Genomic DNA, 15,949 nt, shown 5'->3' with positions numbered 1-15,949 from the left:
GCGATCGCAGGCAAGGCCGCTCCTGCAGGGAGGATCAAGTGTTCAGGCGATAACGCAGGCCCGCGTTACTCGCCCTCTTCCACCAGCGGCACATCATCGCTCAGTGCCCGCTCCAGCCAGTCTGTCGGCAGGCTCTTGCTGGCCCGCGCGCCAAGCAGTTTCACCTGCTCGGCGCGGCTGATCAGGTTGCCGCGTCCTTCGCAGAGTTTGTTGCGCGCCGCCGCGTAGGTCTTGTCCAGCTGTTGAAGGCGGGTGCCCATCTCGTCCAGGTCCTGCACGAAGAGCACGAACTTGTCGTACAGCGCCCCCGCACGCTCGGCGATCTCGCGGGCGTTCTGGTTCTGCCGCTCCTGGCGCCACAGGCTGTCGATCACCCGCAGGGTCGCGAGCAGGGTGGTCGGGCTGACGATCACGATGTTGCGCTCGAAGGCCTCCTGGAACAGGTTCGGCTCGGCCTGCAGCGCCGCCGAGAATGCCGCTTCGATCGGCATGAACAGCAGCACGAAATCGAGGCTGTGCAGGCCCTCCAGGCGACGGTAATCCTTGTCGGACAGGCCCTTCACGTGACTGCGCAGCGACAGCACGTGCGCCTTGAGCGCCTGCTGGCGAATCACGTCGTCATCAGCGGCGATGAACTGCTGGTAGGCCGTCAGGCTGACCTTGGCATCCACCACCACCTGCTTGTCGCCGGGCAGGCGGATCAGCACGTCCGGCTGGAAGCGTTCGCCGTCCGGCGCGCGTAGGCTGACCTGGGTTTCGTACTCGCGGCCCTTCTCCAGGCCGGCATGCTCCAGCACCCGCTCGAGTACCAGTTCGCCCCAGTTGCCCTGGGTCTTCTGGCCCTTCAGCGCGCGGGTCAGGTTGGTGGCTTCCTCGCCCAGGCGCAGGTTCAGCTGCTGCAGGCGTTCCAGTTCCCTGGTCAGCGAGAAACGCTCACGGGCCTCAGCCTGGTAGCTCTCTTCCACGCGCTTCTCGAAGGACTGGATGCGCTCCTTCAGTGGGTCGAGCAGTTGCCCGAGGCGCTGCTGACTGGACTCGGCAAAGCGCTGCTCGCGCTCGTCGAAGATCTTCCCGGCCAGCTCGGCGAACTGGGCACGCAGGTCATCCTTCGCCGCTTGCAGGTCGCCCAGGCGCTGCTGGTGATTTTCCTGCTGCTCGCGCAGCTCGGCCGAGAGCGCCGCATGCTCGGCGGAGAGCCGGCGCAGTTCGACCTCCTTGTCGGCACGCTCGGCCTGCCAGTCCTGCTCGGCGTTACCCAGGCGCGCGCGCTCGTCCTTGCCCAGTTCGACCTCACGACGCAATGCCGCTGCCTCGGCGGAGAGCTCACCATGCCGGCCGCTCAAGCGCTGGAAGGCCTCGCGATCCGCCTCGGCCTGGGCGGACAGCCCGTCCTGTGCCAGTTGCGCGGTGGCCAGGCGCTCGCGCAACAGGGTTGCCTCCTGCTCCACCTCCACCCTGCGCGCCTGCAGACGCCAGGCAAGCGCCGCCATGGGCAGCAATCCGGCGAGCGCACCGAGCAACAGAGCGGAAAGATCGAGGGGCATGCAGAGCTCCGGGTGTGGCAATGGATCGCGCCAGTCTAACAGTCACCCGCGCGATGAGCCCTCGTCCGCTGTAAAGGCCCTGGAACAAGGCTCCTGAGCAAGCGCTCGGGACAATCCACAGAAGCTGTGGATAACTCAGTGGAGAACTTGCTTAAAACAGCCCATACCCCCAGTGAACTGGGGCCGTGTGACAGATTGGTGATTTTTTCACCAATAGAAATTTCCTTTATTTTTCAATAAGTTAAAAAACGCAAGGAAATTCACGGGGTGGCCAACTGCAATGTTTCGGGGACTTGACAGAGTGCGTCAGCATTGTGCACAAGTGCGCGCCACGCAGCAGCCGACCGCCCCGTTTCAGGGCAGTGGATAGGAAGTATTCTCAGGCAGACAGTGCATTCAACACAGGCGACGCGCGCGCCGGAAGCTCCGTCTTCCGACGCCGTTACCCGGAGAATTTCATGCGATCTGAACCTGCCGGCGCGGCAGTCGCTGCGGCCGGACGATGCGGGGTGGTTCGGGAAGCTGAATCGACTGCCGCTCGGCGGCGCTGACCCGCGCATAAATGCGCTCGGCAGCACTGCGGCTGTTGCAGTCGTAGAAGAACTGGTTGAGGTACACGCGCCAGCGACGATCATCGCTGGGATGGACGGCTATCCGTATATCCATGGTCTGGCGCTCCCTGCTTGGCCATCCCGAAACATACACCGCTCACCATGACACGACAGTGGCAAAACGATGAACGGTCAGGCCGGATGCGGCAGCCTGCCATCCACCAGGTATTGCTCACGCCGGTACAGTCGCGGGCTGTCGGGCACCTGGGCATGCTTGAAGGCGACGTACTCGGAAGTCGTCTCGCACAGCCACGGCATCAGGTTCCGCGGACGCTTCTCGGTAAACGCCGCAGGAACGAACAACGCCACATTGATACCGCCTTGCGGGCAACGCGCCGAGCGATACTCGAACGCTTCCACACCCGCATCGCGCATGGCGCTACCCACCCCTTGGGTGACGCTGTAATCCTGCGGGTCGAGCAGCGCCTCGTGCTCACGGAACGGCGGCAGATGAAGGCGCACGCCTTTCTGCACCTGGAAACGCGCCTCGAACGAAGCATGCTCGGAAAGGATTCGCCCACTGGGCGGCGGCGTCGCCATCCCTTCCCAGAGGACGAAGCGGTAAAAGGCTGACTCCGCCATGGCCGTTTCCAGCTTGAGCGCGCCATAGAACAGGCTCGGCTCATGCCGCCGGCCGAAGCGCGAGCCCCAGCGCAGCGGTGGATAGCGGAACGGTGTCTTCAATAGATAGTGCAGCGGCTCGGCGGGTGGCGGCATGCGCGGTTTGCTGGTCTCCAGCAACTCCTCGAGCAGCGCCTGCTCCTCCAGGGTGTCCACCAGTTGCAACGTCGCTACCTGGCCCTGGCTCTCCACCAGACGTACCAGTCGCCCACGAATGGGAGCGACGACCCAATCCTCATACTTCGCCCAAAGACGGGCGCCGGCTGCGAAGGACATTCAGACCTTGCCCCGGATGGCGTCCAAGTATTCGACCACCGCGACCAGGCCCTGCACCTGCTCCATCAACTGCAACGGCACGCCGCCCAGGTGGCGGTTCTCGGTGCGCAGGAAGTGGCGCATGTCTTCATGGTTGCCGCCGAACAGCGCGAACAGCGCGCGGTAAATGCGCACCAGCAGCAGCGCCAGTTCGCCGGTCTTGCTGTCCACGCGCAGACCGTTCTGCTTCCAGCGACTCACTGCACTGCGGTCCACACCGACGATGGCAGCCAGTTCCTGCTGGGTCATTGCCAGGTGTTCGCGGGCAGTCAGTACTGCCTTCGCCAGGACGGCATCGGCGACCGGGTTTTCCTTCAGCAGAGCGCTCATGGCGAAACTCCATCCAGTGCATTTGCTGCAAACATACCATTAAATGCTGAAGACGCACAAAGACGAAAGGACGCAGCCGTCTGCCGGCGACTCATGCCCGGCTTTGTATCCACAAGCTGACAAACTGGAAAAACTCTTTACCAGACATTTACTTAGCCTTGGCACTCATTGACTCAGCACTGCGGTCAGATGAAATACCCGGATCGTCCGGGACGATGAAAGCAGAAATACGCACCGCCGTTGCGGTTGCGCCAGGAGAACACCATGAAGAAGTCCGTCGCCCTGCTCTGTGCTGCCCTGATGCTTGGCAGCCCGCTGGCCAGTTTCGCCCAGCCCGGCCCTGGTCCGGACAATGGCCCGAACAACGGCTCGAACCGGCAGGACAACCGCGGGCCGCAACAGCAGCACCAGCAGCCGCAGCCGCAGCGCGCGCCACAGGGCGGCTACAACCAGCAGGCACGCCCCGTCCAGCACAACGCCCATGCCTATCGCAACCCGGACTTCCGTCCGCAGGCCGGCATGCCGGTGCCTCATCGCGACTGGCGCCGCGGTGTGGTCGTGGAGCCGAACTATCGCGGCGACCGCTACTGGGTCACCGACTGGCACGCTCGCCACCTGTACGCCCCGCCGCGCGACCATCGCTGGCTGTACGTCAACGGCGACTACATTCTGGTCGCCATTGCCAGCGGCGTGATCGTCAACATCCTCAGCGGTTACTGATTCACCTCAGGCGCTGGCACTGACCATCGAGCCGGCGCCACTGCCACCGGCCTTGCGGATCGCCTCGGCCAGCGCGGCAGCAGTCTGCTGCATGGCGGCGCTGGTGCTGGCGATGCGGCTTTGCAGCGCCATCAGCGCAGCGGTCCGCTCGGCCTCCGAGGAGTAATGACGCTGCTGCGCCTCGGCCAGCTCGCGCTGCTCCTGCTGCAACTGCTTCTGCAATTCCTTCAGGCGCTTCTGTAATTGCTCGACCGCCGTGCTGGAGCTTCCGGAACTGCCGGAACTCTTGCTGCTCTTGCCGCTCGGTGCCGTGCCGCCAGCCTGCAGACGCGGGCTTTCGGTATTGCTGCCGGCGCTTTCATTGGCAGTTCCAGCCGATGCACCAGCATCGCTTGCCACCCGTAGCTGGGTGGCAAAAGTCTGGATGGCAGGGGTGATGGAAAGACTCATGCCGGATGTCCTTTGTTCCGGGAATTCAGCCGATGTATCGGCCACCACAGGAAAATCTTGAAAGCTCCTTCGCACGGCCTGGCAAAGCCCCTAGGATAGGCGCCTTTATTTCCGGCCTGTCGCCATGGACAAGAAACGCGCCTACCAACTGATCCTCGCCCGCCTCGCCGAAGACCTGGAGATCGCCGTGCGCGCCGCACAGACGGCCCACGAGACCGCGACCCACGAGGAGAACATCGCCGAGAACAAGTACGACACCCTCGGCCTGGAAGCGGCCTACCTTGCCGCCGGCCAGTCGCGCCGCGTGGAGGAGATCCGCCACGCCCTGGCGCTGTTCGAGAACCTGCAACTGCGCGACTTCGATGAAGAACAAGGCATCCAGACCAGTGCCCTGGTGCAACTGGTCAACGAGCAAGATCAGCAGCGCTGGGTCTTCATCGGCCCGGATGGCGCCGGCCTCAAGGTGCAATGCGAAGGCAGCGAAATCCTCGTCATCACTACCCGCGCACCGCTGGGTAGCGCGCTGCTTCATCGCCACCCTGGCGACGAAGTGGAAGTCGGCACCGGCAGCGCCCGCCAGCGCTACGAAATCCTCGACGCCCGCTGACAGGTCGTGTGCCGGGCTGCCGCAAAGCAGTCGAGAGCATCGATGAAAAATCTGAGCGGAACAGACAATACCCGGCACGCCGGCTGACGCAGACTAAGCTTCAAGGCCACACCCCATCCCTCCCGGCCTCAAGGAGAAGCACCATGCTGTTCAACTGGTCCGAGTACGTCCCCGCCGTGAAGAAAGCCTTCGGCGCCCTGGGCAAGAAACACCCGAAGATGATCGCTGCCTACCAGGCCCTGGAAGCTGCTGCCGCTGACGGCGACGCTCTGGATGCCAAGACCCGCGAACTGATCGCCATCGCCGTGGCCATCACCACCCGTTGCGACGGCTGCATCGGCGTGCATGCCGAGGCCGCGCGCAAGGCAGGCGCCACCGAAGCCGAGATCGCCCAGACCCTGGCCACCGCCATCTCCCTCAATGCCGGCGCCGCCTACATCTACTCCCTGCGCGCCCTGGAAGCCTACGAGTCCGCTGCCGCTCCGAAGTGAGCACCCGCCCGCGGCGCCCCAGCGCCGCGGGCTTGCCCCTTTCCCTTCAGGGCTCGGATGAGTTATCAGTGGGGCATAGCCAGCCAAAGCCTCAGCCCATGTCGCAGCCCACCTTCGGATTCTGGAAACTCACCCTCGCCATCGCCGCCGGCATCTGGCTCGGCTGCCTGGCCGTCGCCGCCACCGCCTGGCTGATCTAGCCCGACCTGCCACCTGCCGTCGTCACCCGCCTCGCGCAACCATCCGCGGAAACTTCGACCAGTCCCCCGCCAGCGCGCAGTAACGAAGAGATGTTCCGGCAGTACCTGCAACGCCAGCAGGCCACACAGGAACAGCATAATCGACAAGTGGAGAAATCGGAGCAGGAAAAGCGCTTCAACAGCGCGCCGTGCCAGTTCTGGCGGCAGCAGTACCAGGCGAATCCCACGGCGGGGAATCGGCAGAAGATGGATGGGTATTGCGGGTAATGGAGCGAAGGGCGGGGATTTTCAGGACGCAGAAAAGACAAAGCCCCTGAAACTCTAAGAATTTCAGGGGCTTCGGCCATATGTAATGGCGGAGAGATAGGGACTCACCATAACCACCTCCAGAGCCCACAAACCCCGTCGCACTGAGGCTTTCAGCTCGAATAGTAGTACAACTGAGTAGTACAATCTGCTGTACTCCTCCCCTGCACGTGCCCACCTATGGCTGACAATCTGATCCAGAAGAAAGGCGAATCCACTTGGTACGTACGACTGGCTGTTCCTGCTGATGTACGGCAAGCGATGGGCGGGAAAAAGGTTCTGATCCAGACGTTGAAGACCGGATTGCGATCTGAGGCCATGGACAGGCGCCTGCCTGTACTCGCGGCATGGAAGGCGAAGTTTCGAGCTGCACGAAACAAACAGGCCAACCGTGGAGACGCTTGGAAGGAAGTTATCGCGTCTGATGCTCAGGACTTCTCTCGAATCTTCCGTCAGCGAAAGACAGACGCAGTGCTTGGAGAGACGAAGCCACTTCCTGCCATTGAACCTGACGCGCTCCAGGAACTCCACCAACTCTTCTTCAGTGATACCGAAGCCGGAAGGCGACGGCGTGCTGAAGCAGATGCTGTCGACGCTCTGCTGGGGTTGGACCGCGAGGTGGCCCTGTATGACTTTGCTCACAAACTGCTGCTCGAAACCTTTGGCGGACTGACCGCAGCAGTCAACGAGTTCAGCCCGGCAGAAGCTGAGGAAATGCAGGCCATCCTGACTGACCCTACCGCCTACAAGGCCAAGTCCCCCATCACCAAGCAGCGGATTGCCGCCTTCCGACAGCACCGAGAAGCACGCAATGTCGCCATCAAGACAATCGATCAGCAGCAATCGAAGCTGGAGAAGTTGTCAGCGTACTTGTCCCAAGAGAGTCTCCCACTCGACTTTGACAGCGTGTCTGCATGGATGGATTCACTCAAGCTGTCGAGCAAGACGCTTGCTCAGTATTTGCTGGCTGGCAATGTCTTCTGGAAGTGGGCACTGAAGCACGAGTCACGCTGGCGAGAAGAATTTAAAGACCGGGCGAATCCGTTCGAGAACCACGAGCTACCGCAAGTGAGAGGAAAGGCTCGGGCTGACGCTCAACGAAAAGACTTCGATCTCGCTGACATCAGCAAGCTTCATAATGCGGCATTAGCTGACGGCCCCACGGCGCTATCCGACCTGATCCTTCTTGGTGCGTACACAGGTGCTCGGATCGAAGAGCTCTGCCAACTGAAGGTCGAGCACGTCATCAGACCTGACGGAATCCCGAGCCTCGATATTGTGGACAGCAAGACTGCTGCCGGCATCCGGCAAGTTCCAGTTCACCCCGCCCTGCTCCCCGTGGTTGATCGTCTCGTCAGCGATTCCACCGATGGCTACCTCGTACCATCCGAATGCAAGAACAAGTACGGCATTCGGTCGGATGCCCTTTCAAAAGCCTTTGGGAGACTCAAGAAGGCTCATGGCTTTGGCCCGCAACACGTCTTTCATTCCATCCGAAAGACTGTCATCACCCAACTAGTAAGAGCAGGTGTTCAGGGCACGCTCATTGCCGAATTAGTCGGTCATGAAACAGGAACCATCACCTTTGACGTCTACTCGCAAGGAGCATCCTCAGCACAAAAGCTAGAAGCCATCTCCAAGCTCTCGCTCCCACTTATCAGTCCCGATCATCTCCGCGAATAAGTGCACCAAGCACACTTTGGCGACTGTTGTAAATATCGCTGGACAGGCATGGGAGTTTGTGGGAACATAATCGGCTGCTTCAGTGAGCAGACATAAATTTCGAAACCTCCTCGCAACAACGATGCGCTCAAACGCTCGGAAATTGCAGGAGGTTTTTCATGGCCCACGAATTACCAAACCAATCACGGCACACCCCGAGAGGAATTGCCTATCGAAATGAACTGAACAAGGAGACCCACCATGCTTCAAGCTATCCCCTGCACCACAATTCCCGCCAGCAACACCACTCTGATCACCATTAACGGCTTTGTCATAGACAAGTTCACCGGTGAAGTCTTCGGCTACGACGACAAGCCTTCCGTGCTCAGCGAACGCTCTGACTATCAGCCCGAACTTAGCAAGTGCCGGTGTGCTGACGACCTAAACGCGCTCCTGAAACACGTTGACCGGCGCAAGCTGCCTCCACATACGCTTCACGCCCTAATCGACGCTCAGGACTACGCGCATGGTGTATGGCGTCGGACAGGCTTGGACTGCCGAATCACCCTGCCGATGATGAACATTCTTCGCAAGCTGCACGGACTAGTTCTGTACCGGAACATCATCATCATGCGTCAAGCCGATCTGGCGAAAGCACTGGGCACATCAGAATCAAATCTGATGAAGAAGCTGAGCCCGCTGATTAGCACCAACACGGCCCGAGTCTGCACCTCAAGACAGGGTGGCATTCGCATGGGTGAGATCAAGCTGACAGTCAATCCTCGGCTGATCTTCCGGGGTGGTGACCATGCACGGGAGGAGTACATAAAGGACTGGTACCTGAATCCAGCAAGCAACAGATCAGCCCCTGCCAATGTCACACTGAAGGCCGTAGCTTAGCCTTGCGTAATTTTCTCAAAAAAGCTACGAAAAAAACTGACTGCAAGCCCCGTGGCACAAGGGCTTGAGCAAACTCCTATTACTAAAGAAAACATTTCGACGGGCACGTCGAACAGTTCCACTCACCAGAGGAATACCAACAACTCAACAAGGAGGCCATATGACCTATGCAGCACAAGCACCAGAACCCCTTCCTTCCAGTGGTAAAGGTTCGAAATCACGAACCCCAGACTACGCACCAATCCTGTTCACCCTACCGAAACCAACCACCGACAAACCGAAAGATGATTTGTTATACGGTGTCGGTATTGATGACGTCACAGACACTCTCGGTGCTGATGAGTGGTCGCACATCGTCTGGAAAGGCATGCTTGACCGCTGCTACAACGAGAACTCAACAAGATCACGTGCAACCTACACTGATTGTTCCGTAGCACCATGCTGGCACAGGTACTCTGACTTTAAGGTCTGGTTTGACCAGAACTGCATCGCTGGATACGAACTGGACAAAGACATCCTCACGCCGGGTAACAGAGTCTACAGCCCTGATACCTGCTGCTTCGTACCCCCGAACATTAATATGGTCGTACGATGGCGACGGGAGCCACCACGATCAGGGTATCCGGGAGTCACCAAATTCGGCGGCGGATTCCAAGCCGAGATTGTGCACAAGCACACTCCCCAGCTCGGTGAGTGGAGAACGGATGCACTGGAAGCCCATTGCGACTGGCAGAGACTGAAGGCCAACGTGATTGACAATCACCTTCGCGACTACCTGCGAGAGATTGCACCTGATCTTCGCGTTGTACGAGCACTGATCAAGTACGCAGATCGACTGCGCTCCAATGCTAACGCGATGACTCCTACCTTCCAGTATCAGCACTAGCGTGCAAAGGAGCGAGAGCCTGAAACGCTTTCGCTCCCACACGCTCGCCTAGTTCGGGGGAATATCACCATCGGCCTCATCGCTCGGACACGAATCCCCAGTCGCTACAACCGAGATTATCCCGCTACATACAACGCATTCGGTGCGTAACCCCACCTAAACCGTGCGAAAACCAATCAGATCAGCAGGTCTGAAGTGGCCGAAAGCATAGGGATCATTGGTGCAAACCAGACAAATCAAGGGGTCCGTCAGCAGAATATTAAGCAAAGCCCTTTTTCTCACGCCATAACCTGATTCCGGAAAAACCTCCTGAAACCGATTACCAGTTCGCCTATCCGGACGGATTCGAATCGCCCCCCCCCCCCTGATTGTCTCCCGGCCAGCCTCCTACCTCGCTCTATTTATAATGCGACGGAATTGAATTGTTCACTTTTTGAGCAATTGTCAAACTGTCCTTTCAGGGCTCACCATTAATGTCATTTCTCCAACGAACGTTAGTGAATTGACAATTCATCTGGGCAAGCTGAAAATGTGCACATCGACGCACGGCCCGGATGATGAAAATGAACGTTGTTGCTTACTACCGAGTATCGACCAAAGGGCAAGGTGAAAGCGGCCTTGGCCTCGAGGCTCAACGCGACTACGTGCAGACAGCGGCAACTCAGCAAGGCTGGAACATCATTGCTGAATATGTAGACGTAGCTGTCTCTGGCTCAGTGCATCCGCTGGAACGTCCGGAAGGCTCCAAGGCATTCGCTCACGGTGTCCCTGTAGTAGTCGCCAAGCTTGATCGTCTGAGCCGTCGCGTTAGCCATATCGCCGCACTGATGGAAACGCACCAGTTCAAAGTGGCTACGATGCCAGCCGCTAAGACGCTGGAATTGCACCTATACGCCATGCTGGCCGAGCAGGAACGCACATTCATCAGCCAACGCACCAAGGACGCCCTAGCCTCTCTCAAGGTGCGTGCAGACAATGGTGATGCTGTTGCTCAAGCCAAGATCAACAATCGCTCTCAGGCGCTCCAGAAGGCTCAGAATGCAACGCAAGCAGCCAAGGCTAGGAATGTTCACGTAGCAGCTTCGAACGCCAAGGCAGAGCAGTACAGGGGCGCTATCGAGTCGTGCATGTACAGAGGTTGCAAGACACTCGCCTCTGTCGTTCAGTGCTTGAATGAACGTGGTGTGTCTGCTGCCCGTGGCGGCGATTGGAATGCAACTCAAGTGAAGCGACTGCTTGCCAAGCTCGACATTGCGTTGGCTTGAATATCTCAGAGGCGCACAACCTTATTTTGAGAATAATTAAGATTCCCATTAGGCGAGTTATGCTGTGTTAAGAACCTCGCACAACGACTCCTTATTTTCCATACTGGAAATCCAGAACGCCGTCGATGAGCAAGGTGGCTTCCGCCGGGGGGGAAGGAAAAAGCGATGAACCAGCACCAGAGGAATCACATGGCAGACTTAGTATTCAGGCAATCAAGAGCGGTTGCAGACCTAGAGCTTAGGATTGGCGACACGCTCTTAACGACGCTGAAAATCTACTCAAAGAGATCACAAAAGTTAAAAATCAAGACGCTCATGGAAATGCGAGCTGGGGTAAGCGTGCACCCGAATTGAAAAGAGCAGCGTTGATCGCTGGCTTGCTGAAATAGGATTTACCCTACTTTAGGGTGCTCAGTGGAAGCGAGGATTATGCGGACCTATATTACAATAGGCACCATTATCGGCATAGTTTCATCTGTATTCGCCTACTTGGTAGTTATATCTTTCTGGGATGATTCGAAGGAATTTTCCCCTACTGGATTTAACTCTTTTGTGAAGGATATATTGGGCCCCATCGCCTCTGGTTTTGGGGGTGCAATCGCAGGTGCGTTGGCAAGTTTCAAAGTACAGCAGGACGCAAGCTTTAGAAAGGAACTACAGCTAGAGGTAAGAGATTACAATCGTGCTTTGCATGGGTTAGCAGGAAAGCTCAACATGCTCGGCTCTTATAAGCGTGCGATTGTTGTTCCGCATGAGAATAATCCGCTTAGATTTTGCACAATGCCGGGATTGGCGCTGGGTGAATCAGACTATGGAAGTAGTGCCGATATATTGCTCACGCCGATTTTATTGAGCTTGGAAGAGGCGGACTTATTGTCGTCCGTCAGTGAGTCCGAGGCCTTTTTTGCTTCTGTAGTTGACTCTGTTAGAGCCAGAAACAATTTACTTGAAAAGCATCGCGACAAAATGGAGCAGCACGAGAAAGGGCGCCGGAGAGAAATCTCATTGGGCGATCTTGCGAGCATCCAGGGAACAGGATCTTTGGTGCGTCTTTATTCGTTCAGTGAAGATTTCATTAAGCTTCTGGATGAAACAATCGAGCGTTTAGGAAGCACGATCGATAAGCTCGAAGCTCAATGTATTCCAAAATTGAAAAACCGTGGAATAAAGATTATGTCGCTCAAAAAAATGAAGGATGTTATGTTTATACCAACGGCGCCGCCAGCTTTTAAATCCGTTGATGATTTTGTCGCAATTATTGAGAATCAAGAACCATATGGGCGTCTCGCAGATCGCAAATGGAAGCCTCTGCCTAGATATGGGGTATAAGGTATGTCGCGCTGAATATATCCAGCTGAAATTTTTTACTTTCGCCATTTTGGAGAGCTTAAATGGGAAGGGCTAAAGAAGAGTGGATGAGATTGGACGAAGAGCGGCCCATGCGGGACTGGATTGAAGAGAACTTTGGTGATGACGCCGGCAATGAGGGATCGCCTGAGTGGGAAGCCGCTGTAGAGGCCTACTACGAGTTCTGCAGAAATGAGTCGTTCAATGACTGGGATGAGCAGGATGAACTCGAGTGGTTTATCTCTAAAAGTCCTAAAGATTCGCTCTTCGGCATTTTCAACGTTCAGTTAAAAAACATATCAGAACTTCTCAGCGTGGAAGTATCCGATGAGACAAGATTCAGTCTTTTGGTAATGCTGCATGCGCATACGGTAGCTGCGCTTGAGGCATATCTAGAATCAAACTTCATAAAGAAAGTAACAAATTCCGATACACTTATCAGGCGACTGGTAGAGACCGACCCGACGTTTTCTACAATGAAATTCACACTCAAAGAAATATTTGAGAAGCAAGAGCGCTTAAAGCTGACTGTAGCGGAGCACCTTAAGAACCTTATCTTTCACGACCTCAAGAAGATTAAGCCGATGTACAAGTCTGTCTTGGAGTGTGACTTTGGCGATATCGACTGGCTATTTAAAGCCGTACAGTTGAGGCACCACTGTGCGCATCGAGCAGGATTTGACAAAGAGGGAATTAAGGTTGATATAACTCCCGAATCCATTACCAGCCTAGTTGAGAAATCAAGATTTTTAGTGAACAAGATAGAATTAGAAACTTTCTTCTTCGAACCGGATGATATTGAGCTCTAGGAAGTTATGATTTTATTGGCTGACTAACTATCGTCTGAGAGCTTTGAAAGACGATGAATTGGTCTCCACTTAACTCGCAAAGTGGCATGCTAGCCAATCTTACATTTGCTGCCGATAGATCAACGTCAATTGAATTCTTATTTAGATCTATCTTATAGGCTTGAGCTGGATATATTCCTTTACCTTTTTCCGAAACGAGAAACCCAATTGGGAAGAAATGCAGAGCGCTCAAACTTGCTTGATGGCCATTATTATGCATAGCGAACATCTTGGCACTGATATGCCATTTAAATGGGTAAAACCAGCAATAGAAATCATGCGTATCCTGAATTGTTCTCGCCCCATTGCGCAAGACAAACTCTCTTAAAGAAAGGAAATAGTCGGAAGTATTTGCCGGGATGGCACATTCTCGGGTTGATGTTGCTGAAAGTATATGCCCCACCATCGCTCGACAAAACTTCACTACATCCACATTGAATCGAATGACATTCCCAAACCTATTGATATTGTAAACTTCCCGCCTAACCTCACTTGTTACTCGACCTATAAGCAATGAGAGTTCCTCATCATCTCTCCCTATCAGATTGTTGCAGGCCCTGCATATTGTTTTAAATTTGCTGCCATTATTTGACTGCACGCCTTTCATCTTTAAACTTGGAAGATCCATGTATTCTGAAAGGTGGAATTGCTCCGTTTTTGTAATAGTAACGCACCCTTGTGGAGGAACATGATCAAAGGTCAGTCGTTCATACTCTCCACATATTAGGCAATATCCCTCTTCAATCTGAGTGTGCTGAACACGCTCTGATATACGTTTAGTAAACTCCCCCATTTAGCCAACCCCTTACTCAGATAGGGATAAGAATCCAATCTCATAATTGGGAAAAGGCGACTTTCTATTAACTGTGTAGGGCATCGATGTTTGACTCATCCTCTGCATGTGCCTTTCTTTTCTGTGCATTTCGCTCCCTTGGACCCTCACTGTTCTGCCTCCCCCCATTGCTGGCACCATTCAAGACCGCCTTCGTTGCCATTGTCCCTGTGCGCTTGGCTGAGGCTATCCACAATCATTGCAAACCGCCATCATCCGCTGAGACACCAGTATTCCCGCCTGCGGAAGGGCCAAGACGTTCGGAACGCAGGGACCGCTCTAGGGACTCTTACCGGGCAACAACATAGCCTAAACTGAATTACTACCACTCAAAAGGAAGCGGATATGACTACCCCATGGAATCTGGGAGCGTTGAGGGAGCAGGTCCGGGTTCGCCAGCCCGCGACAAGCAAAAGACTTGTGCAGATCATCAACTCCCTTGGCCGCTCAAGCGATATTTTCAATTACCACAAGTGCCTCGCTCGCGATGCCTTCACCGCATTCAACGCTGAAAACGATCCTCACGGAATCAAATTTGCTGAGCGAATATTTGGATTTGATGATGATGACGGTGTCATCCATGAAGCAGGCTTAGTCAGCGAGGCCAATCTAATCGCCTGCATCGCAATTACTCGCAATTCGTACGACAGCTTTGGACAACTACTGAATGGCCTTGTGGTACCCGTGCCGCTCACAGGTATTTTCTACATCCACAACGTCAGAGACGCCCTCCCGACTGGAGAGCTTAAAGATCGTTTGAATGAGGCCCTTGCGTCAGAATGGTTTGGATACACACACGCCTTCATGAACATGGTCAAGCACCATCGACTGATCGTTCACAGTCCATCAATTTCGTTTATAGACGAAAACAGGGGCGGCAAGGTCGAGGGCTTCAGGCACAAGGAGAAAGACTACCCAGCGTGCTGGGTTCGAGAGGCGCTTGAGGGAACCGTGGAGCTTCAGAATTCGCTGCGAGCCTGCGGCGTACTGCTTAATCGTCTCTACCTTGGAGAAGTCCCACCGAATCAGGAAGGATTGAGTAGTACAACTGAGTAGTACAACCGGAAAAGAAAAAGCCCCGCAAACCATTGATTTGCGGGGCCTTTTTATGAATGGCGGAGAGATAGGGATTTGAACCCTAGGAACTGTTGCCAGTTCAACGGATTTCGAATCCGTCCCGTTCGGCCACTCCGGCATCTCTCCGTGCGGCGCGCATGATACCAGCTTGAAGCCCGAAGGCGAAGCCCTTATTCAGGATTTTTTCGCGTGGTATCAGACGCTTGCGTGCACTGGTCAGATCAGAGCGGTACGCCGAGGCGGTGGGCCACTTCTTCGTAGGCCTCGATGACGTCGCCCAGACCCTGGCGGAAGCGGTCCTTGTCCATCTTCTTGCGGGTCTCTTTGTCCCACAGACGGCAGCCGTCCGGGCTGAACTCGTCGCCGAGGACGATCTTGCCGTGGAACAGGCCGAACTCGAGCTTGAAGTCCACCAGCAGCAGGCCGGCGTCGTCGAACAGCTTGTTCAGCACTTCGTTGACCTTGAAGGAGTAGGCCTTCATTTCGGCCAGTTGCTCCAGGGTCGCCCAGCCGAAGGCCTGGACGTGGGATTCGTTGATGAACGGGTCGCCCAGGGCGTCGTTCTTCAGGAACAGCTCGAAGGTCGGCGGAGTGAGCTGCAGGCCCTCTTCGACGCCCAGGCGGCGCACCAGACTGCCGGCGGCGTAGTTGCGCACGACGCACTCGACCGGAATCATGGCGAGCTTCTTGACCAGCACTTCGTTGTCCGACAGCAGGGCGTCGAACTGGGTCGGGATGCCGGCGGCTTCGAGCTTCTGCATGATGAAGGCGTTGAACTTGTTGTTCACCATGCCCTTGCGATCAAGCTGCTCGATGCGCTTGCCGTCGAACGCCGAGGTGTCGTTGCGGAACAGCAGGACGAGGCGGTCGGCGTCATCGGTGGTGTAAACCGACTTGGCCTTGCCGCGATAGAGTTCTTCGCGTTTTTCCATGATGG

General features: G+C 56.0%; 17 protein-coding genes and 1 tRNA gene. 10 read left to right on the top strand and 8 right to left on the bottom strand.

The features are described 5' to 3' along the window. Nucleotides 1-65 precede the first annotated feature (65 nt). The 4 genes from rmuC to IB273_RS11275 form a co-directional block, all read right to left on the bottom strand. Nucleotides 66-1,430, bottom strand: coding sequence for a DNA recombination protein RmuC (gene rmuC, locus IB273_RS11290; RefSeq protein WP_192224510.1), 1,365 nt, complete (start codon nt 1,428-1,430; stop codon nt 66-68). 570 nt (nt 1,431-2,000) lie between these two features. Beyond that, a complete protein-coding gene (locus IB273_RS11285; protein ID WP_139791670.1) occupies nt 2,001-2,210 on the bottom strand; it encodes a hypothetical protein in 210 nt (69 codons plus the stop codon). 77 nt (nt 2,211-2,287) lie between these two features. Further along, the gene (locus IB273_RS11280) at nt 2,288-3,052 is read right to left on the bottom strand and encodes an RES family NAD+ phosphorylase (protein WP_192224091.1); all 765 of its coding nucleotides are present in this window, start codon (nt 3,050-3,052) and stop codon (nt 2,288-2,290) included. After that, complete coding sequence (locus IB273_RS11275; protein ID WP_045210335.1) at nt 3,053-3,421, bottom strand: antitoxin Xre/MbcA/ParS toxin-binding domain-containing protein; 369 nt, start codon at nt 3,419-3,421, stop codon at nt 3,053-3,055. 264 nt (nt 3,422-3,685) lie between these two features. Here IB273_RS11275 and IB273_RS11270 point away from each other — a divergent pair, with 264 nt between their 5' ends. Further along, nucleotides 3,686-4,141: an RcnB family protein gene (locus tag IB273_RS11270; RefSeq protein WP_192224090.1), complete on the top strand. Its 456-nt coding sequence runs from the start codon at nt 3,686-3,688 to the stop codon at nt 4,139-4,141. Between the two features lie 6 nt (nt 4,142-4,147). Here the strand turns inward: IB273_RS11270 and IB273_RS11265 are convergent, their stop codons facing one another. Continuing rightward, complete coding sequence (locus IB273_RS11265) at nt 4,148-4,591, bottom strand: hypothetical protein (RefSeq protein WP_192224089.1); 444 nt, start codon at nt 4,589-4,591, stop codon at nt 4,148-4,150. A 124-nt stretch (nt 4,592-4,715) separates the two neighbouring features. Here IB273_RS11265 and IB273_RS11260 point away from each other — a divergent pair, with 124 nt between their 5' ends. The 8 genes from IB273_RS11260 to IB273_RS11225 all read left to right on the top strand — a co-directional run bounded on the left by IB273_RS11260 (nt 4,716) and on the right by IB273_RS11225 (nt 13,064). After that, nucleotides 4,716-5,198 carry a GreA/GreB family elongation factor gene (locus tag IB273_RS11260; protein WP_151187979.1) on the top strand — a complete coding sequence of 161 codons (483 nt, stop codon included), beginning with the start codon at nt 4,716-4,718 and terminating at the stop codon, nt 5,196-5,198. A gap of 143 nt (nt 5,199-5,341) precedes the next feature. Then, the gene (locus tag IB273_RS11255; protein ID WP_017522075.1) at nt 5,342-5,689 is read left to right on the top strand and encodes a carboxymuconolactone decarboxylase family protein; all 348 of its coding nucleotides are present in this window, start codon (nt 5,342-5,344) and stop codon (nt 5,687-5,689) included. Between the two features lie 686 nt (nt 5,690-6,375). Further along, nucleotides 6,376-7,878 (top strand): tyrosine-type recombinase/integrase, encoded by a 1,503-nt coding sequence (locus IB273_RS11250; RefSeq protein WP_192224088.1) that lies wholly within the window; start codon nt 6,376-6,378, stop codon nt 7,876-7,878. 240 nt (nt 7,879-8,118) lie between these two features. After that, entirely contained in the window at nt 8,119-8,757 is a 639-nt protein-coding gene (locus IB273_RS11245; RefSeq protein WP_192224087.1) for a hypothetical protein, read from the top strand. A 160-nt stretch (nt 8,758-8,917) separates the two neighbouring features. Beyond that, complete coding sequence (locus tag IB273_RS11240) at nt 8,918-9,643, top strand: hypothetical protein (RefSeq protein ID WP_192224086.1); 726 nt, start codon at nt 8,918-8,920, stop codon at nt 9,641-9,643. A 557-nt stretch (nt 9,644-10,200) separates the two neighbouring features. Further along, nucleotides 10,201-10,908 carry a recombinase family protein gene (locus tag IB273_RS11235; RefSeq protein ID WP_318652477.1) on the top strand — a complete coding sequence of 236 codons (708 nt, stop codon included), beginning with the start codon at nt 10,201-10,203 and terminating at the stop codon, nt 10,906-10,908. Between the two features lie 429 nt (nt 10,909-11,337). Then, nucleotides 11,338-12,237 (top strand): hypothetical protein, encoded by a 900-nt coding sequence (locus IB273_RS11230; protein WP_192224085.1) that lies wholly within the window; start codon nt 11,338-11,340, stop codon nt 12,235-12,237. 62 nt (nt 12,238-12,299) lie between these two features. Next, complete coding sequence (locus tag IB273_RS11225; RefSeq protein ID WP_192224084.1) at nt 12,300-13,064, top strand: hypothetical protein; 765 nt, start codon at nt 12,300-12,302, stop codon at nt 13,062-13,064. A 4-nt stretch (nt 13,065-13,068) separates the two neighbouring features. Here IB273_RS11225 and IB273_RS11220 read toward each other — a convergent pair whose 3' ends face one another. Further along, complete coding sequence (locus IB273_RS11220; RefSeq protein WP_192224083.1) at nt 13,069-13,896, bottom strand: metal-binding protein; 828 nt, start codon at nt 13,894-13,896, stop codon at nt 13,069-13,071. 384 nt (nt 13,897-14,280) lie between these two features. On the opposite strand from IB273_RS11220, the gene IB273_RS11215 reads away from it, so the two are divergent. Beyond that, complete coding sequence (locus IB273_RS11215; RefSeq protein ID WP_192224082.1) at nt 14,281-14,991, top strand: hypothetical protein; 711 nt, start codon at nt 14,281-14,283, stop codon at nt 14,989-14,991. Nucleotides 14,992-15,048: 57 nt separating this feature from the next. Here the strand turns inward: IB273_RS11215 and IB273_RS11210 are convergent. Beyond that, nucleotides 15,049-15,138, bottom strand: a tRNA-Ser gene (locus IB273_RS11210). A 95-nt stretch (nt 15,139-15,233) separates the two neighbouring features. Then, complete coding sequence (gene purC, locus IB273_RS11205; protein ID WP_045210340.1) at nt 15,234-15,944, bottom strand: phosphoribosylaminoimidazolesuccinocarboxamide synthase; 711 nt, start codon at nt 15,942-15,944, stop codon at nt 15,234-15,236. Between the last annotated feature and the right edge of the window lie 5 nt (nt 15,945-15,949).

The sequence above is a fragment of the Pseudomonas sp. PDM19 genome, from assembly GCF_014852215.1.
Taxonomy (GTDB): domain Bacteria; phylum Pseudomonadota; class Gammaproteobacteria; order Pseudomonadales; family Pseudomonadaceae; genus Pseudomonas.
The sequence above is the reverse complement of the archived record's forward strand: the minus strand, read 5'-3'. Positions and strand labels throughout refer to the sequence as shown.

Bases quoted from the DNA above. Each gene is read 5' to 3' on its own strand.
- IB273_RS11280 (WP_192224091.1), bottom strand. From the start codon at position 3,052: ATGTCCTTCGCAGCCGGCGCCCGTCTTTGGGCGAAGTATGAGGATTGG.
- IB273_RS11285 (WP_139791670.1), bottom strand. From the start codon at position 2,210: ATGGATATACGGATAGCCGTCCATCCCAGCGATGATCGTCGCTGGCGC.
- IB273_RS11275 (WP_045210335.1), bottom strand. From the start codon at position 3,421: ATGAGCGCTCTGCTGAAGGAAAACCCGGTCGCCGATGCCGTCCTGGCG.
- IB273_RS11220 (WP_192224083.1), bottom strand. From the start codon at position 13,896: ATGGGGGAGTTTACTAAACGTATATCAGAGCGTGTTCAGCACACTCAG.
- IB273_RS11250 (WP_192224088.1), top strand. From the start codon at position 6,376: ATGGCTGACAATCTGATCCAGAAGAAAGGCGAATCCACTTGGTACGTA.
- IB273_RS11270 (WP_192224090.1), top strand. From the start codon at position 3,686: ATGAAGAAGTCCGTCGCCCTGCTCTGTGCTGCCCTGATGCTTGGCAGC.
- IB273_RS11255 (WP_017522075.1), top strand. From the start codon at position 5,342: ATGCTGTTCAACTGGTCCGAGTACGTCCCCGCCGTGAAGAAAGCCTTC.
- IB273_RS11215 (WP_192224082.1), top strand. From the start codon at position 14,281: ATGACTACCCCATGGAATCTGGGAGCGTTGAGGGAGCAGGTCCGGGTT.
- IB273_RS11235 (WP_318652477.1), top strand. From the start codon at position 10,201: ATGAAAATGAACGTTGTTGCTTACTACCGAGTATCGACCAAAGGGCAA.
- purC (WP_045210340.1), bottom strand. From the start codon at position 15,944: ATGGAAAAACGCGAAGAACTCTATCGCGGCAAGGCCAAGTCGGTTTAC.
- IB273_RS11245 (WP_192224087.1), top strand. From the start codon at position 8,119: ATGCTTCAAGCTATCCCCTGCACCACAATTCCCGCCAGCAACACCACT.
- IB273_RS11260 (WP_151187979.1), top strand. From the start codon at position 4,716: ATGGACAAGAAACGCGCCTACCAACTGATCCTCGCCCGCCTCGCCGAA.
- IB273_RS11225 (WP_192224084.1), top strand. From the start codon at position 12,300: ATGGGAAGGGCTAAAGAAGAGTGGATGAGATTGGACGAAGAGCGGCCC.
- IB273_RS11230 (WP_192224085.1), top strand. From the start codon at position 11,338: ATGCGGACCTATATTACAATAGGCACCATTATCGGCATAGTTTCATCT.
- IB273_RS11240 (WP_192224086.1), top strand. From the start codon at position 8,918: ATGACCTATGCAGCACAAGCACCAGAACCCCTTCCTTCCAGTGGTAAA.
- IB273_RS11265 (WP_192224089.1), bottom strand. From the start codon at position 4,591: ATGAGTCTTTCCATCACCCCTGCCATCCAGACTTTTGCCACCCAGCTA.